The sequence below is a fragment of the Pseudomonas sp. DW-iso17 genome (genome assembly GCF_058725345.1).
The window spans coordinates 188,652-210,640 of record NZ_JBZXEA010000032.1 but is presented as its reverse complement, the minus strand read 5'-3'; the positions used below and the strand labels follow the sequence as shown (position 1 = coordinate 210,640).

Sequence of the window (21,989 nt, the reverse complement as noted above, 5' to 3'; positions counted from 1 at the left end):
ATGAAGCACAAAATTCGCCGCAGTGGCACAATTGCCCTCCCCAACACAGGATTGCCCCATGCTGCAGCTGAAAACCGACGCCCTGATTGCCACTCCGTGCGACGACGAAGAAGACAACATGGCCATGCTTTGCTGTCACGGCAAGAACGGCGAAATGTTCATGCTCACCCGTTACCCGGATGAAGATGAAGTGGAGCTGACCTGGGATTACGAGCCTTCGACCCTCAATGGGCTGAAAGTGACGCTGGGCGACACCACCTTATTGATCGAACTGGCGGCCGGCGATGCCGATGCCTTGGGCGGCAAGGACCAGTTGGAGATCACCCACAGCACCGCTGCGGCAGACATGGCCGAAGTGCAGGAAACGCTGCAGAACATCCTCACAGGCACCGGCACTTTCATTCGGATCTGAATGCACCGAAGACCCCATGTGGGAGCTGGCTTGCCTGCAATGCAGGCGGTGGGGTCTTTCAGCCAGACCGAGTTGAGGCCATCGCAGGCAAGCCAGCTCCCACAGTGACCGTGCTTTACCAGCCCAGACGCTTGCTATCCCATGGGTTTTGCTAAAAATACCCATCAAGCCGTTAGTCGCCGCACCCCGCGATGCATTAAAGTAAACGCCCCAGGCCCGGTGTTCTGTCACAACACCCAGGCTCATCTTTCCAGGAACCGTCATCGATGGAACATCGTGAAGCGCTGCTTGCGCTGCGAACCTTTCTTTCTACGCAGATTCTCGGCCAGGAAAAACTCATCGATCGTCTGCTGATCGCCCTGCTCGCCGACGGCCATATGCTGGTCGAAGGCGCACCGGGGCTGGCCAAGACCAAGGCGATCAAGGAGTTGGCCGAAGGGATCGAAGCGCAGTTCCATCGTATTCAGTTCACCCCCGACCTGCTGCCCGCCGACATCACCGGCACTGAGATCTATCGCCCGGAAACCGGCAGTTTCGTATTCCAGCAGGGGCCGATCTTCCACAATCTGGTACTGGCCGACGAAATCAACCGTGCCCCGGCCAAGGTCCAGTCGGCCTTGCTTGAAGCGATGGCTGAGCGTCAGGTCAGCGTAGGCCGCAGCACCTATGAGCTGTCGCCGCTGTTTTTGGTGATGGCCACGCAGAACCCCATCGAACAGGAAGGCACCTACCCGCTGCCCGAAGCGCAGCTCGACCGGTTCCTGATGCACGTCAAGATCGGCTTCCCGGACGCCGCCGTCGAGCGCCGCATCCTGCAGCAAGCCCGCGGCGAAGCACTCAATGGCGAAACCAAGCCCGAGCGCCGGGTCAGTCAGCAGGCCATCTTTGCTGCGCGTAAGGAAATCCTCGGCCTGTACATGGCCGATGCCGTGGAGGAATACCTGGTGCAACTGGTGATGGCCACGCGCACCCCTGCCAAGTTCGACCCGGAAATGGCCGAGTGGATCGCCTATGGCGCCAGCCCCCGTGGTTCCATCGCCCTGGACCGTTGTGCCCGAGCCCATGCCTGGTTGGCCGGTCGCGATTTTGTCAGCCCGGAAGATATCCAGGCGGTGCTGTTCGACGTGCTGCGTCACCGCATCATCCTGTCGTTCGAGGCCGAAGCCGCCGGTGTCGACCAGGACCGCGTGGTGCAACGCATTCTCGACGTCGTTGCCGTCGCTTGAAGTCGATGAACGCAAGCGATGGTATCCGCGTAACCCTCAGTGAATTGATTGAGATGCGCCACCGCGTGCGTGAAGTGCAGTTGTTCTCCACGCCTGGCCAGCGTAGCCCGCTGGTGGGCCTGCATCACTCCAAGCTGCGCGGGCGTGGCGTCGATTTCGACCAGGTGCGCGTGTACCAGGCCGGCGACGACGTGCGCACCATCGACTGGCGCGTGACGGCGCGTACCCAGGAGCCGCACACCAAGCTGTTCCACGAAGAGCGCGAACGGCCGATTTTCATCATGGTCGAGCAAAGTTGCCGGCTGTTTTTCGGCTCGGGGCAAATGTTCAAGTCGGTGCTCGCCGCCCAGGCCGCCAGCCTGATCGGCTGGGCCGCCCTGGGCCATAACGACCGGGTGGGCGGGCTGGTGTTCGGCGACAATGAGCACTACGAGATCAAGCCACGGCGCAGCAAGCAAAGCCTATTGCAACTGCTTAACCGGCTGGTGCGGGTCAACCAGAGCCTGGATACCGAGCGTCAGCCGGAAGCGGATGCCCTGGGCATGGCCTTGCGCCGTGGCCGCGAGGTACTGCGCCCGGGCAGCCTGGTGGTGGTGATCTGTGATGAACGCGCCCTCACCGAAGGCGCCGAGCAACAGCTGAGCCTGCTGGCGCGCCATTGCGACCTGCTGTTGTTGCGAATCTCCGACCCGTTGGACCACGCCCTGCCCGCCGCCGGGCTGCTGCGTTTCGCACAAAGAGGTGCGCAACTGGAACTGGACACACTGAACATCGACCTGCGCCAGGCCTACAAGGCCCAAGCCGAAGCGCGTATCGCCCGCTGGGAACTGCTCGCGCAGAAACTGCGGCTGTTGTTGATGCCCTTGAGCACCCAGAGTGAAATGGTCGAGCAACTGCGCGAATACCTCAACCCGCAACGCCCGGTTAAAAAACCATGAGCAGCCTGGACCAACTGCAACCGCTGATTGCCCCGCCCGCCATTGGCTTCTGGCCACCTGCGCCGGGCTGGTGGCTGTTGCTGCTGGTGATCCCACTGCTCGGTTGGGGCTTGTGGTGGCTGCGTCGTTTCCTGCCGGCCCGCCGCCCCGTGGCCCGTGCCGAACAACCGCTGGACCCGTTGCGTATCGCCGCCCTGGCCGAGTTGGCGTTGATGCCCAAGCCCTACGACGGAGCGCCAGCGGGCGCCTGGTTGCAGCAACTCAACGGCCTGCTCAAGCGCCTGTGCCGTAACGACTACCCTTATAGCCAGAGCCACACCCTCAACGGGCGCAAATGGCTAGCCTTCCTGGATAACCGCTGCCCCGCCGCCGGCCTGACGCGCTGGATGGTGTTGGTGGAAGGCGCCTACAAACCCGAATGCAAGCTCGACGACAAAGCCATCGCCGGTCTCACCCAAGCCGTCGACACCTGGATTCGCAAACATGTTTGAGTTCGCCTGGCCGTGGATCTTCGCCCTGTTGCCACTGCCCTGGATCATGCGCCTGGTGCTGCCCGTGGCCGACAGCGGCGAACCGGCGCTCAAAGTCAGTTACCTCAGTGACCTGGAAGGCTTGGCCCGGCGTCGTGCCCGGGTCAACCTGCCCGGCTGGCGCCAGCAAGCCCCATTCGTGGTGCTGTGGCTGCTGCTGTTGACCGCCGCCGCCCGCCCGCAATGGCTGGGCGAACCCTTGCCGATTGCTGCCAGCGGCCGGGATTTGCTGGTGGCGGTGGATGTCTCCGGCTCCATGGATTTTCCCGACATGCATTGGCAGGACGAGGACGTCAGCCGCCTGGCCCTGGTCAAGCACCTGCTGGGAGACTTTCTGGAGGAGCGTGAAGGTGACCGCGTGGGCCTGATCCTGTTCGGCAGCCAAGCCTACCTGCAAGCGCCCCTGACCTTTGACCGCCGCACCGTGCGCACCTGGCTGGATGAAGCGCGCATCGGCATTGCCGGCAAGAATACCGCCATCGGCGACGCCATCGGCCTGGCCCTCAAGCGTCTGCGCCAACGCCCGGCGCAAAGCCGCGTGCTGATCCTGGTCACCGACGGCGCCAACAACGCCGGGCAGATCGACCCGTTGACCGCCGCGCGCCTGGCGGCCGAGGAAGGCGTAAAAATCTACCCCATCGGCATCGGTGCCGACCCCGAGCAAACCGGCTCCCTGGGCATCCTTGGCGTAAACCCGAGCCTGGACCTCGACGAACCGGCGCTCAAGGCACTGGCCGAGGCCACCGGCGGCCAGTATTTCCGCGCCCGGGACGGCGAGGAACTGCTAAAGATCAAGGACACCCTCGACACCCTTGAACCCGTGGAGCAACAACCCACCCAGGCCCGCCCGGCTCAGGCGCTGTACAGCGGCCCGTTGGCCTTGGCGTTGGTGTTGAGCCTGCTGCTGGTGATCCAGGAACGCTGGCCGAACAACGCTTTGCAACGAGCCTTCAATAGGCTATCGAGCAGGGGCATCTTTTTGCAGCAACACCCTGAATGGCGCCAGCGCCTACAGCGCCTGCGCTTGCGGAGGCGTCGATGATCGCGCTGTGGCCGCACTGGTTGCGCCCCTGGTGGCTATTGCTGCTGCCCCTGCTTGGCTGGTTGCTGTGGCAGCTATGGCATCGGCAAAAGCGCGCCGGGCGCTGGCAGATGATCCTGCCGCCGGCGTTCCATGCCGAGTTGCTCAGTGGTGGCAATGGCCGCGAGAGTAAATCGCCATGGGTGGTGCTCGGCATCGCCTGGCTGTTGGCCGTGCTCGCGTTGCTGGGCCCCAGTTGGCAACGGGTTGAACAGGCCAGCCAGAAACCTTCCGACCCCCTGGTGGTGCTGCTGGAACTGACCCCGGAAATGCTCGCCACCGACAGCCCGCCCAACCGCCTGGAACAGGCGCGGCGCAAGCTGTATGACTTGCTGCAAGCACGCACCGATGCGCAAACAGCCATCATCGTGTATGCCGGCAGCGCCCATACTTTGGTACCGCTGTCCGATGACCTGGCTACCAGCCGCAACCTGTTGGAAGCCCTGCGCCCATCGATCATGCCCGAGCCCGGCCATCGTGCCGATCTGGCCGTGGAAAAAGCCCTGGGCCTGCTCAAGCAAGGCGGTCTCGGCCAGGGGCGCCTGCTGCTGATCGGTTCCTCACTGTCCAAACAAGAGCGCCAAGGCATCCGCCTGCAACTGCAAAGTGCCCAGGCTCCAACGTTGTCGATCCTCGGCATCGGCAGTCGCGAAGGCACGCCGGTGACGCAGGAGAGCGGCGAATTCCTCAAGGACGACCAGGGCGCGATCCTGGTGCCGCGTCTTGACAGCCCGACCCTCAAGGCGTTCGCCAGCGAAATGGGCGGCCGCTACCGTGCGGCACGCCTGGATGACAAGGACCTGCGCCAACTCGGCATGCTCGACAGCGCCCAGGCCCTGCGCGACGACGGCCAACGGCTGCGCCTGGACAGCTGGGCCGACCAGGGTTACTGGCTGCTCTTGCCGTTGTTGCTGCTGGCCGCGTGCGCCGGGCGTCGCGGCTGGCTGTTCTGCCTGCCCTTGTTGCTGATGGGCGCGCCGCAACCCAGCTACGCCTTTGGGCTGCAGGACCTGTGGCTGCGCCCCGACCAACAAGGCCAGTACCTGCTCAAGCACAAACGCCCGGCCGAAGCCGCCGAACACTTCCAGGACCCGCAATGGCAAGGCGTTGCGTTGTATGAAGCCGGCAATTACGCCGAGGCCATCAAGCGGTTTGCCCAAGGCAGCGACGCCTATTCTCACTACAACCGCGGCAATGCCCTGGCCAAGGCCGGTGAACTTGAGGCGGCCCTTGATGCGTATGAACAAGCCCTGGAAGCCCAGCCCGATTTGCAGCCCGCGCTGAAAAACAAAGCCCTGGTTGAAGCGCTGATGCAGGAGCAAGCGCAGCCCGAGCCAGACCCGTCCGCAAAAAACGAAGATGACGAAACCGCCCAACCCGGCCAAACTGCGCAACCGGGCGCCAGCGCACAAACGGCCCAGGGCGGCGAGCAGTCGTCCCACGGCCAGGGCGAAGCCGGCACGGGTGAGACCCAGGCCAACGCCCCGCCACAGGCCGGTGGCAATGAAGTGCCAGGCAGCGAACTGGGTGACGAGCAAACGACCACGCCGCCACTGCGCCCTGCCGACACGCGCCTGGAAGGCGAGCGCCGCCAAGCGCTGGAGCAATGGTTGCAGGAAATCCCGGACAACCCCGGCGAGCTGTTGCGCCGCAAATTCTGGTACGAACAGCAACAACATCAGGACACCACTCGATGAGCCGCCGCACTACCCTTTTGCTCCTGCTCGCGTTGTCGGCAGGCCACGCCCAGGCGGCGGACCTGGTCGCCAGCGTAGACCGCAGCCGCCTCAACTCCGGGGAAACGGTGGAGCTGACGGTGCAATCCAGTGATGTAACCCAGTTTGGCAAACCGGACCTGTCGCCCCTGGACGCGCAGTTCGAAGTCAGCGGCACCCGCCAGATCAACCAACTCACCACGCTGGACGGCGACAACCACGCCACCACCCGCTGGATCATCACCCTGTTGCCCAAGGTAAACGGCAACGTGGTGATCCCGCCGCTGCAGGTGGGCGCACTCAAGACCCAGCCGATCACCCTGCAAGTGGTGGAAAGCGCCAGCCAGAACACCAGCGCCGAACTGGCCCCGGTGTTCATCGAAGCCAGCCTCGACCAGACCAGCGTGTACGTGCAGGCCCAGGCCCTGTTGACCGTGCGCGTCTACCACTCGGTGTCGCTGTATGACGACAGCAGCCTCACGCCCTTGCAGATACCGGATGCACGTGTCGAACAACTGGGCGAATCACGCACCTATGAAAAGGTCATCAACAGCATTCGCCATGGCGTGATCGAAACCCGCTACGCCCTCTACCCGCAACACAGCGGCGCTGTGGTGATTCCGGCGCAGACCTTCAGCGCTACCCTGGTGGAATCGCGACCGCCCCAGGAAAACACCCTGCAGGGCACCAAGCCGGGCAAGATGATTCACGTTAGCTCAGCGCCCCTGCCCTTGACGGTCAAACCCAAACCGGACGCCTACCCCGCCGACACCCCCTGGTTGCCCGCGCGCAGCCTGACCTTGAGCGAAGGCTGGAACCCCACGCCGGACCACGTGCAAGTCGGCGACTCTCTGACCCGCAGCCTTACCGTGGAGGCCGAAGGCCTGTCCAGCGCACAACTGCCGGCGCTGCCCGGCACCGAGGTCAACGGCCTGCGCCGCTACCCCGACCAACCAGTGATGGCTAACCGTACCAGCGACCGCGGCCTGACCGGCAGCCGTGAAGACCGCGAAGCCCTGGTGCCGACCCGCGCCGGCGAACTGGAACTGCCCGCCGTGGAAGTGGTGTGGTGGAACACTCACGAAGATCATCTGGAACGCACCAGCCTGCCGGCGCGCACCGTGCACGTGGCGGTGAACCCCAGCCTGGTGGTGGACACACCGGCGACACCGACGATCATCACCGCCCCTGACGATGACCGCCTGTGGCTGTGGCAACTGAGCACACTGATACTGGCCTGCACCACCCTGCTGGGCTTTGGCCTGTGGTGGCGCGCACGCCGGCAACCGGCGGTACAACGCGCCGCGCAAACCGGTCCCAGCCCACGCACCCTGCTCGACGACCTCAAGCGCGCCACCCAGGCCAACGACCCCCACGCCACCCGCCAGGCCCTCGACGCCTGGGCGCGGCAACAACCCGAAACCCTGGCCGACATGGCCGCACGGTTTGTGCCGCTGTCAGATGCCCTGGATGGCCTGAATGGCGCGCTGTACAGCGAAAGCGGTCAATACTGGTTGGGTGATGACCTGTGGCGAGCGATCAAAGCCATCCCCGTGGCCGAACGCGAGCAAGACCCGGCCACCGACACCACCAGCTTGCCGCCGCTCTACCCCAAGTAACCCCCGAGCCTGCTCGTTCCCACGCTCTGCGTGGGAATGCCGCCCCGGACGCTCCGCGTCCAGGTTTTACGCCCTGTGCAACGGTGACGCAGAGCGTCACGGGATGCATTACCACGCAGAGCGTGGGAACGATCAATGGCGAGCGATCAAGGCCATCCCCGTTGCCGAACGCGAACAAGACCCGACCACTGATACCACCAGTTTGCCGCCGCTCTACCCCAAGTAACCCCCGAGCCTGCTCGTTCCCACGCTCTGCGTGGGAACGATCAATGGCGAGCGATCAAGGCCATCCCCGTGGCCGAACGCGAGCAAGACCTGGCCACCGACACCACCAGCTTGCTGCCGCTCTACCCCAAGTAACCCAGCCTCAACCAACACCACAAAACCCCTGTGGGAGCTAGCTTGCCTGCGATGGCGTTGTAACAGGCGGCAGATGTGCTGGCTGATACTCCGCCATCGCAGGCAAGCCAGCTCCCACAGTTGATCTGCATCGCCTGCTCGGACGCCTGCTTGCACTCAGTGATTACGACGCGGCACCTTCCATTCCCGATGGGGGAACTTGTACAGATAGTTCAGGTTATCCATATCGAACCGGCCATCCTCCTTGCCGGGGCCACCGAAGAAGCTGATGCCGATATCCAGCTTGCGCAGCAGTTTAGGGCGTGAGAGTAGCTCCTTGGCCGCGTGGTGGGCCTCGGGTGAGAACGTCCTGTCGGTGGCGATCAGGCCGGCGGCCTCTTTCAATTCATTGAAGTTCACATAGCTGTCTGTCGCCCCTGCGGCGAATTCACGGAAGTGATCGCGGATCAACCCTATTAGTTGCCGGTCACTCACGCTTGCGTACGGGCGCAGGTCCGGGGCGCTGGCCTGGGTTTGAGTGCTTCGTGCCTGACGATGGTTAGCTTGGGTTGAGCGACTTTCAGCATCCAGTTGCTCTGGTAGAGCGGTGAAAGCGCTAGTGGAAGGTGGGTTTACTGAAAAAGACATGGTGGGCCTCTGATTCATTCAGGGGTTGATTGAGAAATCCACGTTGTGCGTGGTCGCCACTCGCCCTGTGGTTCCACTTCGTTCGTCACGCCCGCTCGACATGCATTGTTAAAGGCCAGCAATCCATATCCCTTTAATTTACAGGACGTTTCCTAGACAATCCTTTGGCCTTGCGCCTGCTCATTTCGCTGGCTAGCCTTCGCTTCGTCGCTGCCTATCAGCGATCGGGTGTGAGATCCCGTTATTAGCAGGCGCACTGCGCTACAACCGTCAATGGCGGCTGTGTGCGGGCAGACTTCGGCCTGGCCGGGTCCTGTTTTCCGGTATCTCACCCCGCACATAGCTGCACCTTTTGACGTGTGAGATCGGCAAAAGAATGGCTCCCAATCCAAGCAGGAGCTTTATCCATGAACAAACTTATCCCCGACCCACCCTTTCCGATTTTCGTCGCCCACGAAGACCTGAGTTTCGAAGACGCTATCGCCAGCATCTCCTCGCTACTGCGTTGCGCCGCCACCACCGCCACCGAAACCGCCGAGGGCCTCAAAGGCACCCAGCGCGACATGGCCTGTTCCACCGCTCACCTGATCGACATGGCCCGCACCCTCGCCAACCGTGCGCTGGATTGCCTGCAACCCAACCCCACTAACACCCCATAACCCCTGTTGGGAGGGGGCTTGCCCCCGATGGCGGTGGTTCAGTGCCAGGGATGCTGGCTGACCCAGCGCCATCGACGGCAAGTCCTCTCCCACATTTGACCTGCGTCGCCTGGAGCAGCAGGTACGCAGAACAGGTAAACTCCCCTCCTTTTCATCTTCTCCACGGAGTTCGCCTTGCGTCTGTTTCATACCTCCGACTGGCACTTGGGCCAAAACCTCCACGGCCAGGAACGCGACTTCGAACACGCTTGTTTCCTTGAGTGGCTGCTGGGCCAACTCAAGGCACAGCGCCCGGACGTGCTGTTGATCGCCGGCGATATCTTCGACACGGTCAACCCGCCGCTCAAGGCCCAGGAGCGCTTGTATGACTTCATCATCAGCGCCCACGAACAACAGCCGACACTGACCATTGTGATGATTGCCGGCAACCATGACTCCGGTTCGCGCATTGAGCTGCCTGCGCCTCTGATGCGCCGCTTGCGCACCCATGCCCTGGGCCGAGTGCTGTGGCTGGATGACGGGCAACTGGATGCCGACCGCCTGCTGATCCCGCTGCCCAATGCCAAAGGCAAGATCGCCGCCTGGTGCCTGGCGCTGCCCTTCCTGCGCCCGGCGGAAGTCACCGGCGCACAGCTGGGCGATGATTACCTGCGCGGCATCGGCCAAGTGCATGAATGGCTGATCGCGGCCGCCAATGCCAAGCGCAACAAAGGCCAGGCATTGATAGCCATCAGCCATGCGCACATGGCCGGTGGGTCGGTATCCGAAGACTCCGAACGCAGCCTGATCATCGGCAATGCCGAGGCGCTGCCCGCCACACTGTTCGACCGAAGCGTGGCATATGTGGCCCTCGGCCATTTGCACAAGCCGCAAAAGGTCAATGGCGAGGAGCGCATTCGCTACAGCGGCTCGCCAATCCCCCTGTCGTTCTCCGAAATCGGCTACAAGCACCAGATTCTCGACGTGACGTTCCAGGGCGAACGGCTGGTGGGCTGTGAACCGATCCTGATTCCCCGCTCCGTCAACCTGCAACGCCTGGAAGCTGCGCCCCTGGCCGATATTCTCAAGCAACTGGGTGAACTGCCCGACATCGACCTGCTCGCCGAAACCCAGCGCCACCCCTGGCTGGAAGTGCGCGTGCGCCTCGACGAGCCGCAACCGGACCTGCGCCAGCAGATCGAAACCGCCCTGCAAGGCAAGGCCGTGCGCCTGGTGCGGATCGCCGCCGACTATGCCGGCACACGCGGCAGCGCAGAGGCAGACGATGCGCAGCTGATCGAACTCGACCAGCTCACGCCCCAGGAGTTGTTCAGCCGCGCCTGGCAGGACAGCTACGGCAGTGAGGTGGATGAACAGACCTTGAAGGACTTCGCCGTGCTGCTCCAGGAAGTGCAACAGGAGGGCGAACAGCCATGAAGATCCTCGCCATCCGCCTGAAAAACCTCGCCTCCCTGGCGGGCCCGTTCGAAATCGACTTTACCGCCGGGCCCCTGGCCAGTGCTGGCCTGTTCGCCATCACCGGGTCGACTGGCGCGGGGAAAAGCACCCTGCTCGATGCGTTGTGCCTGGCGCTGTTTGGCGCGGTGCCGCGCCTGGGTGATACCGGCCAGGCCAAAATGCCGGATGCCGACACGGACATTTCCATCGGCGACCCGCGCACCCTGATTCGCCGCGGCACCGGCGGCGGCTATGCCGAGGTGGATTTTGTCGGTGTCAGTGGCCGTCGCTACCGCGCCCGCTGGGAAGCCAACCGCGCCCGCGACAAGGCCAGCGGCAAGTTACAGAACAGCCGGCAAAGCCTGATCGACCTGGACAGCGACCAACTGCTGGCCAGCCAGAAAACCGAATACAAGACCCAGCTGGAATTGGCCCTGGGCCTGAACTTCGAACAGTTCACCCGTGCGGTGCTGCTGGCGCAAAGCGAGTTCAGCGCCTTCCTCAAGGCCAATGACAATGAGCGCAGCGAACTGCTGGAAAAGCTCACCGACACCGCGCTCTACACCCAGCTCGGCCGCCGTGCGTTCGACAAGGCCAAAGAGGCCAAGGACGCCCACAAACAGCTGCAGGACCAAGCCACCGGCGTGGTACCCCTGGCCCCCGAAGCCCGCGCCGAGCTGGATCAACAGTTGGCCCAAGCCCAGCAGCAGCTCAAGAGCCAGCAAGCCCAGCTCAAGCAGCTGGAGTTGCAGCACACCTGGCTCAAGGAGCTGCGTGAATGGCAGGAGCGCCATCAGCATGCTGTGGAGCAACTGCAACGCGACGAGCAGACCTGGGCCGACCAAGGTCAGCAACGCCAGGACCTGAGCCTTCTGGAGCAGTTGGCACCGCAACGCCATCACTTCCTGCGCCAGGCAGAACTCGCCACCTTGCTGACGCCCCTGGCGGCACAGATTGCCCAGCACCTCGAGCAACAAACCGCCCTGCACACCCGCCAGGAGCAGGCGCAACACCAGCAAGTGGTCGCCCAGGCAGCACTGGCCGCGGCCCTGAAACACCAGGCCGACGCCGCGCCCCTGCTGCGCCAGGCCATCGAAGAGCAAAACACCCTCGCCCACGTGAGCCGCGAACTGGCCAAGCGCAACGAGGAAAAACACCAGCACGAAAGCGCCTGCACCGAAGGCCAGGCCCTGCTCGACGGTTTGCAACACACGCAGGCCCAAGGCACCGAGCGCCTGCAACGCCTAGCCACCGAGCTTGAGCACAGCGCCGCCCTCGCGCCGCTGAGCGATGCCTGGAACGCCTACCGTGACCGCCTGCAACAGTTGGTGTTGATCGGCAATCGCCTCAACCAAGGCCAGGCCGAGCTGGGGCAGCTCGAACAGCGCGCCAGCGCCGCCATTGAACAGTTCACCCAACAGCGCGAAGCCCTGGATTTGCTCTACCACGAGGCCGGTGCCGAACCGCACGCGGTGGCCGAACAAATCCAGTTACTGGCCAGCCTGCTGCAAGACAATCGCAAGCAACAGCGCGCCTTCGAAGACCTGGCCCGCCTGTGGGACAGCCAGCAACAGTTGGATCAACAGGCCTCTGCGCTCACGCAAAGGCTCGCCGAGGCCGCGCAAAAACGCGAACAACTGAACCAGACCGGCCTGCAAACCAAGGCCGAACTCACCGTTGCCGAACAAACCCTGACGGTGACCAAGCAACTGCTTGAGCGCCAACGCCTGGCCCGCAGTGCCAGCGTCGAGGAATTACGCGAGCAGTTGCAGGATGACCAACCCTGCCCGGTGTGCGGTAGCCACGAACACCCCTATCACCAGCCCGAGGCTCTGCTACAGAGCCTGGGTCGCCATGATGAAAGTGAAGAGGCGGCTGCGCAGAAAGCCGTCGACAGCCTCAAGGAACAACTTACCGAACTGCGCGGTGAAGTGGGCGGCCTGATCGCTCAGCAAAAAGAGTTCCTGCAACAACAGGAACAGTTGGCCATGCAGCAGCAGGGTTTGGCACCGAGCCTGCAAGCCCACCCACTGTCGGCCTCGCTGCTCGCCCAGGACGCCGCCAAGCGCAGCCCTTGGCTGGCCCAGCAATTGGCCCAATTGACCCAAAGCATCAGCCAGGACGAACAACGCCAAGGCGCCCTGCTCAACCTGCAACAGAACGCCGGGCGCTTGCAGCAACAATTGCAAGCGGCCCAGGACGCCAGCCAGCAAGCCCGGCAATTGCTGGTGGACCAACAACGGCAACTGGCCGGCGACCGCGAACGCCTGGAGGCGGAACTCAGCGCCTTCGCCAGCCTGTTGCCCAGCGAAACGCTGGAAGGTTTGCGCAGCGCGCCTGCGGCGACCTTCATGCAGCTCGACCAGCAGGTCAGCCAGCGCCTTGAGCAGTTGGGCCATCAACGCGATGAGCAGGCCGAGCAGCAGGAGCGCCAACAGGCCATCGAGAAACAACACACCCACCAACAGCATCGTCAGCAGCAACTCGACGCCTTGAATCTGCAAGTCGCCGAGCTGGCCGACCAGCAACACGCCGTCCAGGAAAAACTCCGCGCCTTGCTAGGGGACCACCCCAGCGCCGAGCACTGGCAACAGCAGCTGGAGCAAGCGGTCACGCAGTCGCGCCAAAGCGAGACGGACGCCAACCAGGAACTGCACGCCGTGCACACGGCCCAGGTACAGCTGGCCGCCGACCTCAAGGCCCAACAGCACCACCAGCAGGCATTGGAGGCGGAGCAGCAAGCCCTTGCGACACGCATCGGCGAATGGCGCGCCCTGCACCCAGACCTGGATGATCAGGGCCTGGCACGCCTGTTGGCCCTTGATGAAGCCCAGGTCGCGCAGTTGCGCCAGCACCTGCACAGCAGCGAAAAGGCCGTCGAGCAAGCCAAGGTTCTGTTGCACGAGCGCGAACAGCGCCTGGCCGAACACCAGGCCCTGCACAATGGCAACCTGGAGGCCGAGCAGTTGGCCGCCACCCTGGCAACGCTTGAGCAGCAATTGCTTGAGGGTGAGAAACACTGCGCCGAACTGCGCGCACGCCAGTCCGAAGACCAGCGCCGCCAGAATGCCAACCAGGCCCTGGCCGAACAGATTGCCAAGGCTTACGAGCAGTGGCAGCGCTGGGCACGCCTGAATGCGCTGATCGGCTCGGCCACCGGCGACACCTTCCGCAAGATCGCCCAGGCCTACAACCTCGACTTGCTGGTGCACCATGCCAACGTGCAACTGCGCCAACTGGTGCGCCGCTACCGGCTTAAACGCGGCGGCAGCATGCTGGGGCTGCTGGTGATGGACACAGAGATGGGCGATGAACTGCGCTCGGTGCATTCCCTGTCCGGTGGCGAAACCTTCCTGGTGTCGTTGGCACTGGCGTTGGGGCTGGCCTCGATGGCGTCGAGCACCTTGAAGATCGAGTCGCTGTTTATCGACGAAGGTTTTGGCAGCCTTGATCCGGAGTCCTTGCAATTGGCGATGGACGCTCTGGATGGTTTGCAGGCCCAGGGTCGCAAGGTGGCGGTGATCTCCCACGTACAGGAAATGCATGAACGCATCCCGGTGCAGATCCAGGTAAAGCGCCAGGGCAATGGCCTGAGCACGTTGGAGGTCAAATGAGCGAAGCGCTGCTTTATTCGTTCCGGCGCTGCCCCTATGCAATGCGCGCGCGACTGGCGCTGCGTTATTCCGGCGTTGCGGTGAGCATCGTCGAAGTCAGCCTGAAAGCCAAGCCGGCCGAGATGCTCGCGCTGTCGCCCAAGGGCACGGTGCCGGTGTTGAGCGTCGAAGGGCGAGTGATCGAAGAAAGCCTGGAGATCATGCAGTGGGCGCTGGCCCAGCACGACCCCGAAAACTGGCGGCTACAGGGCGATCCGGCGGTGTATGCGCTGATTGAAGAAAATGACCAGGTGTTCAAACATCATTTGAATCGATACAAGTACGCCGAGCGCTACCCGGAGCAACCGATGGAACACTATCGGGCCGAGGGCGAGGTGTTCTTGCGCAAGCTGGAAGATTTGCTGGCAGACCGTGAGTATCTACTCGCCGATCACCTGAGCTTGGCAGATGCAGCGCTGGCGCCGTTTGTGCGCCAGTTTGCCCATGTGAATCGGGAGTGGTTTGCGGGCACGCCCTATCGGCGTTTGCAGGCCTGGTTACAGCGGTTTCTGGATTCACCGTTGTTTAGAGCAGTGATGGCAAAACCCTGAGGCCAATCCAATGTGGGAGCTGGCTTGCCTGCGATGGCATCGACTCGGTACATCAGCTATACCGAGTGGTCCGCATCGCAGGCAAGCCAGCTCCCACATTGGACCGTGGCTCAGTGCTGGGTCTTGTGATCCAGCGCCGCATAGAAATTGGCGCTCTGTTGCAGGTATTTCTGGGTATAGGCCGTGACATTGGATTTTTTGCCGGTGACTTCCACGCTGGCGGCGGCAGGCAATGCCACGGTGGCGGAAACAGCAGAAGCAGCAATGATCGAGAAGAGATTGAAATTCATGGCGGTAACCCTTGTGTGCGTTTGGTTGGGTGGCCTGGGAAGGCCTTGGAACCCAACTTACGCCCGAGGGTTGAACCTTAGAAATGCTTTGAAACAGTAGCCGTTATCACTGCGATTAATACAAAGGCTCAGGCCCCGCAGTGCGGGGCCTGTGGCTTATTGACGCACCAGGAACTTGAGGTCACTGGGGGCATCAATCGGCAATTTCTGCACGGTTTTACCCAGCAGGCCGGTCTTGGGGTCGCGCTCGACGACGACAATTTCATTGCTTTTCTGGTTGGCGATCAGCAGGAATTTGCCGCTAGGGTCGAGGCTGAACTCACGCGGATGGTCGCCTTCGACAGAACGCCGCTGGATTTCCTTGAGGTGCGCGGTGGCCGGGTCGATGCTGAACACCAGCATCTGATTGGCCGTGCCACGGTTGCTCACGTACAGGAATTTGCCGTCGTTTGACGCATGCAACGCCGCACCGGCTTTGTCGGACACCGGTTGGCCGGCGGCATAGTCGAGCAACTGGGTTTGCGTCAGCTTGCCGTCGTTGTAATCGAACACGGCTACCTGGGCGCTCATCTCAGTGGTCAGCCAGGCGTGCTTGCCGTCCGCGCTGAACAGCAAGTGACGCGGGCCGCTGCCCGGTGGCAACTGCACCGACGCCGGGTCGGCCGCCGTCAGTGGCAGCTCATGATTGGCCTTGGGGTCGTAGCGGTAGGCAAACACCTTGTCCGCCCCCAGGTCCTGCACAAATACATACTTGCCGTCCGGCGACGACACTACCGAATGCACATGATTGGACGCCTGGCGCTCCGGGTTCACACGGCTGGCCGGGTGCCCGCTCAACTGCACCGGTGCCGACAGCTTGCCGCTGGCATCCACCGGCAGGATCGCGAGGCTGCCACCCGGGTCTTCCACCACCGAGTAGTTGGCGACGAACAGGTAGCGCCCATCGGCGGCCACACTGGAATGGGTCGGCTCATTGCCCAGGCTCTGCACCTGGTTGATCAGGGTCAACTGGTGGTTCTGGGGGTCGATGCTATAGCTGCTGACACGCCCCACCGGGTCTTCCTGGCCGGGGCCGTTTTCATTGACCACAAACAACTGCTTCTGGTCTTTGGAAATCGTCAGCCAGGAAGGGTTGGCGGTTTTCGCCGCCAGCACCGGCTTGCCGCTGAACTGCCCGGTGCTACTGTCGAATTGCAGGCGGTAGATCCCTTCACTGGTGCCGGCCGTATAGCTGCCGACCAACAGTTCATGGATATCGGCCGGTGCGGCCTGCACCGACATCGCACCGACACTGCCTGCCATCAGCAGGGGCCAGAATTTACGCATCATCTGCTTCGTCCTCGTCGTTATTGTTGTCGCCCTGGATGGCGCTCAAGCAGACCAGACGGTGTTCACCGTCGTCGTTGATCAGCAACCAGCTTTGCAAGCTCTCGTCAAAGGTAGCCGCCTCCAACTGTTCTGGACTGAAGGTCCAGCGCTTGAGTTCCCGGCCATCCATGCTTTGGATCTGCAGTTGCTGATCAACCTCGAAGTCAAAGGCGTGCAGCCCATTGATGATCAGCATATCGCTGGTAGCAAGGACGCGAGTCAGGGTGTCGGCAGTCATGGCAGTCAATCATTTTGGGGAAAGCCGCAATGATAGCCCAGGCTGTAGCCTAGAGGTTGAACACCGCACCCATGTGGGAGCGATGTGTGGGAGCCGGGCTTGCCCGCGATGCAGATGCCGAGGTGTATCAGTGACACCGCGGCGATGCTATCGCAGGCAAGCCCGCTCCCACACAAGCCCGATCTCGCCATTTGGGAGCAGGATCAGTGCGCGAACAACGAGTTGCCCTTCTGCCCTGCCAGCTTCTCAGGCTTGATCAGGAATCGCGCCAGCGCCGGCAACAGCCACAGCGCGCCGAACATGTTCCACAGCAACATGAAGGTCAACATCAACCCCATGTCGGCCTGGAACTTGATGGCCGAGAAGATCCAGGTGCACACGCCGATGGCCAGGCACAGGCCGGTAAACAGCACGGCCTTGCCGGTGGATTTCAGCGTCTGGTAGTACGCCTCTTGTAGCGGCAGGCCGGCGCGCAGGAAGCTTTCCAGGCGGCTGTAGATGTAGATGCCGTAGTCCACGCCAATCCCCACACCCAGGGCCACCACCGGCAAGGTCGCGACCTTGACGCCAATGCCCATGAACGCCATCAGTGCGTTGCCCAGTACCGAGGTCAGCACCAGCGGCAACACGATGCACAGGGTCGCCGCCCAGGAGCGGAAGGTGATCATGCACATGGTCGCCACGCACAGGTACACCAGGATCAGGATGATCAGCTCCGACTCCTTGATCACCTCGTTGGTGGCCGCTTCGATCCCGGCATTACCCGCTGCGAGGATGAATTCCAGGCCGTCCTTGTTGTTTTCCTTGGCGAAGTCCTGCACCGCATGCACGGCACGGTCGAGGGTTTCGGCCTTGTGGTCGTTGAGGAACACCAACACTGGCGCCAGGGAGCAATTGTTGTTGTACAAGCCATCGGCACGGGCGATGGAGTTGTTCAGCACATCCGGGTTGCGCGACAGGGTTTCCCATTTCAGGTTGCCTTCGTTCATGCCCTTGATCATTTGCTTGGACACGGTCACCAACGAGATCGCCGACTGCACGCCCTCGGTGTTCTGCATCTTCCACATCAACTGGTCGATGGGCGCCATGGCTTCATAGCGTGAGCAGCCTTCGGCCTTGGTCTTGACCATTACCACCAATACGTCGGAGCTGGTGGAGTAATTGTTGATGATGAAATTGTTGTCCTTGTTGTAGCGCGAATCCGGGCGCAATTCCGGTGCGCCTTGGTCCAGGTCGCCGATCTTCAGGTTCTGGCTGTACCAGAGGCCACCACCAAAGGCGATCAAGGCGAGGAACACCGACACCGGCGCGACTTTCGGGCTGGCAAATTTGGACAGTAGGCGCCAGAAGCTGTGTTCGCGGTTCGCGTCTTTCTTGCTCTTGGCGATGGCACGCTTGCTGATGCCCACGTAGGAAATCGCGACCGGCAGCAGGATCAGGTTAGTGAACACGATCACCGCCACGCCGATGGACGCGCCGATAGCCAGTTCGCGGATCACGCCGATGTCGATGATCAGCAGCGTGATGAAGCCCACCGCATCCGCCAGAATGGCGATCATCCCCGGCAGGAACAGTTGCCGGAAGGTGCGCCGCGCAGCGGTCAGGGCGTTGTCTGCCTCGCTGGATTGCAGGGCAATGCCGTTGATCTTTTGCACGCCATGGGAAATGCCAATGGCGAAGATCAGGAACGGCACCAGCATTGAATACGGGTCCAGTCCGAAACCGAAGAAGTGCATCAGCCCGAGTTGCCAGACCACCGCCACCAATGTCGTGCTCAACACCGCGATGGTGCTGCGCAGGCAGTTGGTGAACCACAGCAGCAGAATCAGGGTGATGACGAACGCAACGCCGAAGAACAGCACCACCATCACCAGGCCATCGATCAGGTCGCCGACCTTTTTGGCAAAGCCGACAATATGAATCTTGACGTTGGGGTTCTGGGTTTCGAACTTGTCGCGGATCTTGTCTTCCAGTTCATGGGAGAACTTGCGGTAGTCCAGGGCCAGCAACTTGCCCTGGTCTTGCGGGTCCGGGTAGGACTCCAACAGCGGGATATCAACGATGCTCGACTTGAAGTCATTGGCCACCAGCCGCCCGACCTGGCCGGACTTGAGCACGTTATTACGCAACTGGTCGAGGCTCTGCGGCGAACCGTTGTAGCTCTGCGGGATCACTTCCCCGCCGGCAAACCCTTCTTCGGTCACCTCGGTCCAGCGCACGCTGGGGCTCCACAGCGACTTGAGGCCCGAGCGGTCCACACCGGAGATGTAGAACACCTCGTCGTGGATCTGGCGCAGGGTCTCCATGTACTCCTTAGTGAAGATGTCGCCGTCCTTGGCTTCCACCGAAATACGCACGGTGTTGCCCAGGTTGGCCAAATCGTTGCGGTGCTCCATCATCTTTTCGATGAAGGGGTGCTTGAGGGGGATCATCTTTTCAAAGCTGGTGGACGGGCGAATCAAGGTCGCCTGCCAGAACAGGAAGATACTCACCAGCAGGCAGATGACGATCACCGCCGGGCGATTGTTGAAGATCAGACGCTCAAGAAAGGTCGCTTTATCGTTGTGATGACTGCTCATTGAATCCCCGCCTTCTTGTTATTTTGAGAGCTCTGCGCCGGCCGATGTGGCAACCCGCACGCCACCCTGCCCCGCGAGGACCAAATTACCATTGCCTGCTGCCGTGACCGCTGAGAGTGAAATGCGGTCCGGGCGATTGAACACACTGAAGGTCTGGCCGTCGTCATGGCTGACCACCACGCTGCCGCCGTTGCCGACCACAACAATGGAACCGTCCTCCAGCAAGGTCGCCCCCGACAGGCCAAACTCCAACGCGCCACGCGCCGCGTTCAACTGGACCTGCTCCCAGGTGCTGCCGAAATCGGTGGAGCGGTAGAGGTTGCCGCGCAACCCATACGCCAGCAGGGTTTGCGGCTGTGCGGTGCTGATCACGCCAAACAGCGAACCCTCGTAGGGGCCTTCGAGTTTTTCCCAGGTCTGGCCGTCGTCGCTTGAGCGAAACATGCTGCCTTGCTCACCGACAATAAACAGGCCGGCGCCCTTGACCTGGGCGATGGCGTTGAGGTGGTACTGGTCTTCGTTGTCGAGACGCTCGCTGACATCGTTCCAGGTTTTGCCGCCGTCGGTGGTTTCGATCAGCGCACCGTAGGCGCCCACGGCCAGGCCGTGGTTGGCGTCGTTGAACCACACATCGAGCAACGGTGCTTCGCGCTTGAGGTCTTGATATTGCTGGGTCCACGTGGCGCCGCCATCGGTACTGGCAAGAATCTGCGCATCATGGCCGACGGCCCAGCCGTGCTGGTCATCGACGAAAAACACCGCCGTGAGCAGTTGCCGAGTGGGCACTTTGGCTTGGGTCCAGGTGTTGCCCTGGTCATCGGAATAGAGGATATGCCCACGATCACCGACCGCCACCAGGCGCTTGCCTGCGTGAACCACGTCGATCATCAAGCCTTTGGCGGCCCTGGGGGATTCAATTGCAAAGACTGCGGCGGCGGGGGTATCGCTGGCAGCCAGAACCGGCAGCGACAATACGCTGCCAGCAAGCAGCGAGAGCGCTGTGGCCAGCAACGCAACCCTGCGTGCGGCGCGTGGGCGGCAAACAACCCAACCCATGACAGGCTCACTCATAGACCTTTCTCCCATTTATTATTGTTAGGTCGTCTTCTGTTCCAGGACCTTGAAACCTGCAATCTAGAGCGCCTGGAGGAAGCAGGGGCCATCCTATCGGGCTTTGGAATCGTCTGACAATCGGCGCTACGTTATCTTTTGTTAACTGGCGGCGTTTGGCCATGTGCTGAATATAGCTACATCAGCTGAAATGATGGCCCCACGTGATCGTTCCCATGCTCCGCGTGGGAATGCACCCCTGACGCTCTGCGTCCTCACCGCGCAAACAGCGGGGCGCAGAGCGCCCCGGGCGGCATTCCCACGCGGAGCGTGGGAACGATCAGGGAGAATGAATTTTTATTCCATCTATTGAATTTAGTGAATTTTTATTCCATTAATGGCGTTCCTGAAAACAATAATCCAAAGGACCACGACGATGCGTGAACTCGGAATCGGCTTGATCGGCACAGGCTTCATGGGCCGCGCCCACGCGCTGGCGTTCAACAACGCTCGAGCGGTATTTGAACTGCCCGTGCAGCTCAAGCTGGCCGCCCTGGCCGATGCCGACACCGAACGCGCCCAGCGTTGCGCCAGCGCCTGGGGGTTTGCCCAGGCCCATGGCGACTGGCAAGCGTTGATCAATGACCCCAAGGTCGATGTCGTGGCTATCACCACCCCCAACCACTTGCATTACCCCATGGCCATGGCCGCGATTGCGGCGGGTAAAGCGGTGTATTGCGAGAAACCCCTGGCCGTCAGCCTTGAACAAGCCGACGCTATGCGCCGCGCCGCCCATACCGCCGGAGTGGTAACGCGGGTGGGTTACAACTACCAGCACAACCCGATGATCGTGTTGGCGCGGCAGATGATCGCCCAAGGCGAACTGGGCCAACTCATCAGCTTCCAGGGTGAGTTCAGCGAAGACTTCATGGCCGACCCGGCCTCCCCTTGGTCGTGGCGCTGCGAAGTGGAGCATGCTGGCGGCGCCCTGGCTGACCTGGGCAGCCATTTGCTGTCGATGGCCCGCTATCTGGTGGGCGAGGTCACTCATGTCTGTGCCGACACCCAGACCGTGCACGGCCAGCGCCCCGCCACCGCCGGCAGCCCAACCTCAAAAGCCATTGCCGTGGATGACCAGGTGCATGCCCTGTTGCGCTTCGCCAACGGCGCCCGTGGCACGGTGAGCAGCAGTTGGCTCAAGCACGGCTACAAAAACCATCTGAGTTTCGAGATCAGCGGCACCCAAGGCACGCTGGCGTTTGACCAGGAACGCTTGAATGAACTGCGCCTGTACCGCATCGGCCAGGACGGCTTCCAGCGCGTGCTGGCTGGCCCTGCCCTGCCCGGCTATGCGGCATTCAGCCCGGCGGCGGGGCATCAGTTGGGTTACAACGAATTGAAGACGTTGGAAGTGCACGAGTTGATCATGGCGCTGGCCGGCCAAGGGGCGCTGGGGACGGACTTTGAGGCGGCCTGGGAGGTGGAGCGGCTGGCGACGGCGATTCGAGTGGCCGCCCTTGAGGAACGCTGGGTGAAAGTGGGCACGGTTTAAAATGTGGGAGCGGGCTTGCTCGCGAATACGCTGTGTCAGTCGGCACATTCAGTGCCTGAACCGCCGCTTTCGCGAGCAAGCCCGCTCCCACATTTGGTCATCTG

19 protein-coding genes are annotated in these 21,989 nt (G+C 62.2%); 13 read left to right on the top strand and 6 right to left on the bottom strand.

Going from position 1 to position 21,989, the window contains the following annotated elements; genetic code table 11:
- Positions 1-58 precede the first annotated feature (58 nt).
- The 8 genes from AC4PS6_RS19150 (at position 59) to AC4PS6_RS19115 (ending at position 7,747) form a co-directional block, all read left to right on the top strand.
- Entirely contained in the window at positions 59-412 is a 354-nt protein-coding gene (locus AC4PS6_RS19150) for a hypothetical protein (protein WP_336826403.1), read from the top strand.
- Between the two features lie 266 nt (positions 413-678).
- A complete protein-coding gene (locus AC4PS6_RS19145; RefSeq protein ID WP_020301524.1) occupies positions 679-1,638 on the top strand; it encodes an AAA family ATPase in 960 nt (319 codons plus the stop codon).
- Between the two features lie 5 nt (positions 1,639-1,643).
- Positions 1,644-2,576, top strand: coding sequence for a DUF58 domain-containing protein (locus AC4PS6_RS19140; RefSeq protein ID WP_492180913.1), 933 nt, complete (start codon positions 1,644-1,646; stop codon positions 2,574-2,576).
- Positions 2,573-3,067 (top strand): DUF4381 domain-containing protein, encoded by a 495-nt coding sequence (locus tag AC4PS6_RS19135; RefSeq protein ID WP_003190798.1) that lies wholly within the window; start codon positions 2,573-2,575, stop codon positions 3,065-3,067. Before AC4PS6_RS19140 ends, AC4PS6_RS19135 begins: the two co-directional genes overlap by 4 nt.
- Complete coding sequence (locus AC4PS6_RS19130) at positions 3,060-4,148, top strand: vWA domain-containing protein (protein ID WP_019820200.1); 1,089 nt, start codon at positions 3,060-3,062, stop codon at positions 4,146-4,148. The genes AC4PS6_RS19135 and AC4PS6_RS19130 overlap by 8 nt, the downstream gene beginning before the upstream one ends.
- Positions 4,145-5,884: a tetratricopeptide repeat protein gene (locus AC4PS6_RS19125; RefSeq protein WP_198833825.1), complete on the top strand. Its 1,740-nt coding sequence runs from the start codon at positions 4,145-4,147 to the stop codon at positions 5,882-5,884. Before AC4PS6_RS19130 ends, AC4PS6_RS19125 begins: the two co-directional genes overlap by 4 nt.
- Positions 5,881-7,521 (top strand): BatD family protein, encoded by a 1,641-nt coding sequence (locus tag AC4PS6_RS19120; RefSeq protein ID WP_019820202.1) that lies wholly within the window; start codon positions 5,881-5,883, stop codon positions 7,519-7,521. Before AC4PS6_RS19125 ends, AC4PS6_RS19120 begins: the two co-directional genes overlap by 4 nt.
- Positions 7,522-7,624: 103 nt before the next feature.
- The gene (locus tag AC4PS6_RS19115; RefSeq protein WP_020301527.1) at positions 7,625-7,747 is read left to right on the top strand and encodes a hypothetical protein; all 123 of its coding nucleotides are present in this window, start codon (positions 7,625-7,627) and stop codon (positions 7,745-7,747) included.
- Between the two features lie 290 nt (positions 7,748-8,037).
- On the opposite strand, the gene AC4PS6_RS19110 is transcribed toward AC4PS6_RS19115, so the two are convergent.
- Positions 8,038-8,508, bottom strand: coding sequence for a hypothetical protein (locus AC4PS6_RS19110; protein WP_173877528.1), 471 nt, complete (start codon positions 8,506-8,508; stop codon positions 8,038-8,040).
- A gap of 407 nt (positions 8,509-8,915) precedes the next feature.
- Here AC4PS6_RS19110 and AC4PS6_RS19105 point away from each other — a divergent pair, with 407 nt between their 5' ends.
- From AC4PS6_RS19105 to AC4PS6_RS19090, 4 genes are all read left to right on the top strand, one after another.
- Positions 8,916-9,167, top strand: coding sequence for a DUF6124 family protein (locus tag AC4PS6_RS19105; RefSeq protein WP_336826399.1), 252 nt, complete (start codon positions 8,916-8,918; stop codon positions 9,165-9,167).
- A gap of 174 nt (positions 9,168-9,341) precedes the next feature.
- The gene (locus AC4PS6_RS19100) at positions 9,342-10,583 is read left to right on the top strand and encodes an exonuclease SbcCD subunit D C-terminal domain-containing protein (protein WP_032903194.1); all 1,242 of its coding nucleotides are present in this window, start codon (positions 9,342-9,344) and stop codon (positions 10,581-10,583) included.
- On the top strand, positions 10,580-14,218 hold the full coding sequence (locus tag AC4PS6_RS19095; protein ID WP_492180912.1) for an AAA family ATPase: 3,639 nt from the start codon (positions 10,580-10,582) through the stop codon (positions 14,216-14,218). The genes AC4PS6_RS19100 and AC4PS6_RS19095 overlap by 4 nt, the downstream gene beginning before the upstream one ends.
- Positions 14,215-14,808, top strand: a complete 594-nt coding sequence (locus AC4PS6_RS19090; RefSeq protein WP_003190786.1) for a glutathione S-transferase — start codon at positions 14,215-14,217, stop codon at positions 14,806-14,808. The genes AC4PS6_RS19095 and AC4PS6_RS19090 overlap by 4 nt, the downstream gene beginning before the upstream one ends.
- A gap of 110 nt (positions 14,809-14,918) precedes the next feature.
- Here AC4PS6_RS19090 and AC4PS6_RS19085 read toward each other — a convergent pair whose 3' ends face one another.
- The 5 genes from AC4PS6_RS19085 to AC4PS6_RS19065 all read right to left on the bottom strand — a co-directional run bounded on the left by AC4PS6_RS19085 (position 14,919) and on the right by AC4PS6_RS19065 (position 20,339).
- Entirely contained in the window at positions 14,919-15,098 is a 180-nt protein-coding gene (locus AC4PS6_RS19085; RefSeq protein WP_003190784.1) for a hypothetical protein, read from the bottom strand.
- 156 nt (positions 15,099-15,254) lie between these two features.
- Positions 15,255-16,427, bottom strand: coding sequence for a lactonase family protein (locus tag AC4PS6_RS19080; RefSeq protein ID WP_019820208.1), 1,173 nt, complete (start codon positions 16,425-16,427; stop codon positions 15,255-15,257).
- Positions 16,417-16,704, bottom strand: coding sequence for a DUF5629 family protein (locus AC4PS6_RS19075; RefSeq protein WP_198833530.1), 288 nt, complete (start codon positions 16,702-16,704; stop codon positions 16,417-16,419). The genes AC4PS6_RS19080 and AC4PS6_RS19075 overlap by 11 nt, the downstream gene beginning before the upstream one ends.
- 203 nt (positions 16,705-16,907) lie before the next feature.
- Positions 16,908-19,283, bottom strand: a complete 2,376-nt coding sequence (locus AC4PS6_RS19070) for an efflux RND transporter permease subunit (protein WP_032903192.1) — start codon at positions 19,281-19,283, stop codon at positions 16,908-16,910.
- An 18-nt stretch (positions 19,284-19,301) separates the two neighbouring features.
- Positions 19,302-20,339, bottom strand: coding sequence for a YCF48-related protein (locus AC4PS6_RS19065; RefSeq protein ID WP_198833554.1), 1,038 nt, complete (start codon positions 20,337-20,339; stop codon positions 19,302-19,304).
- Between the two features lie 430 nt (positions 20,340-20,769).
- Here AC4PS6_RS19065 and AC4PS6_RS19060 point away from each other — a divergent pair, with 430 nt between their 5' ends.
- Entirely contained in the window at positions 20,770-21,885 is a 1,116-nt protein-coding gene (locus AC4PS6_RS19060) for a Gfo/Idh/MocA family protein (protein ID WP_014718300.1), read from the top strand.
- Positions 21,886-21,989 lie beyond the last annotated feature (104 nt).

Excerpts from the sequence above, each read along its gene's own strand:
- AC4PS6_RS19150 (WP_336826403.1), top strand. The coding sequence starts at position 59 with ATGCTGCAGCTGAAAACCGACGCCCTGATTGCCACTCCGTGCGACGAC.
- AC4PS6_RS19085 (WP_003190784.1), bottom strand. The coding sequence starts at position 15,098 with ATGAATTTCAATCTCTTCTCGATCATTGCTGCTTCTGCTGTTTCCGCC.
- AC4PS6_RS19095 (WP_492180912.1), top strand. The coding sequence starts at position 10,580 with ATGAAGATCCTCGCCATCCGCCTGAAAAACCTCGCCTCCCTGGCGGGC.
- AC4PS6_RS19145 (WP_020301524.1), top strand. The coding sequence starts at position 679 with ATGGAACATCGTGAAGCGCTGCTTGCGCTGCGAACCTTTCTTTCTACG.
- AC4PS6_RS19135 (WP_003190798.1), top strand. The coding sequence starts at position 2,573 with ATGAGCAGCCTGGACCAACTGCAACCGCTGATTGCCCCGCCCGCCATT.
- AC4PS6_RS19060 (WP_014718300.1), top strand. The coding sequence starts at position 20,770 with ATGCGTGAACTCGGAATCGGCTTGATCGGCACAGGCTTCATGGGCCGC.
- AC4PS6_RS19065 (WP_198833554.1), bottom strand. The coding sequence starts at position 20,339 with ATGGGTTGGGTTGTTTGCCGCCCACGCGCCGCACGCAGGGTTGCGTTG.
- AC4PS6_RS19140 (WP_492180913.1), top strand. The coding sequence starts at position 1,644 with ATGAACGCAAGCGATGGTATCCGCGTAACCCTCAGTGAATTGATTGAG.
- AC4PS6_RS19110 (WP_173877528.1), bottom strand. The coding sequence starts at position 8,508 with ATGTCTTTTTCAGTAAACCCACCTTCCACTAGCGCTTTCACCGCTCTA.
- AC4PS6_RS19075 (WP_198833530.1), bottom strand. The coding sequence starts at position 16,704 with ATGACTGCCGACACCCTGACTCGCGTCCTTGCTACCAGCGATATGCTG.
- AC4PS6_RS19070 (WP_032903192.1), bottom strand. The coding sequence starts at position 19,283 with ATGAGCAGTCATCACAACGATAAAGCGACCTTTCTTGAGCGTCTGATC.
- AC4PS6_RS19115 (WP_020301527.1), top strand. The coding sequence starts at position 7,625 with ATGCATTACCACGCAGAGCGTGGGAACGATCAATGGCGAGCGATCAAG.
- AC4PS6_RS19130 (WP_019820200.1), top strand. The coding sequence starts at position 3,060 with ATGTTTGAGTTCGCCTGGCCGTGGATCTTCGCCCTGTTGCCACTGCCC.
- AC4PS6_RS19125 (WP_198833825.1), top strand. The coding sequence starts at position 4,145 with ATGATCGCGCTGTGGCCGCACTGGTTGCGCCCCTGGTGGCTATTGCTG.
- AC4PS6_RS19080 (WP_019820208.1), bottom strand. The coding sequence starts at position 16,427 with ATGATGCGTAAATTCTGGCCCCTGCTGATGGCAGGCAGTGTCGGTGCG.
- AC4PS6_RS19105 (WP_336826399.1), top strand. The coding sequence starts at position 8,916 with ATGAACAAACTTATCCCCGACCCACCCTTTCCGATTTTCGTCGCCCAC.
- AC4PS6_RS19120 (WP_019820202.1), top strand. The coding sequence starts at position 5,881 with ATGAGCCGCCGCACTACCCTTTTGCTCCTGCTCGCGTTGTCGGCAGGC.
- AC4PS6_RS19090 (WP_003190786.1), top strand. The coding sequence starts at position 14,215 with ATGAGCGAAGCGCTGCTTTATTCGTTCCGGCGCTGCCCCTATGCAATG.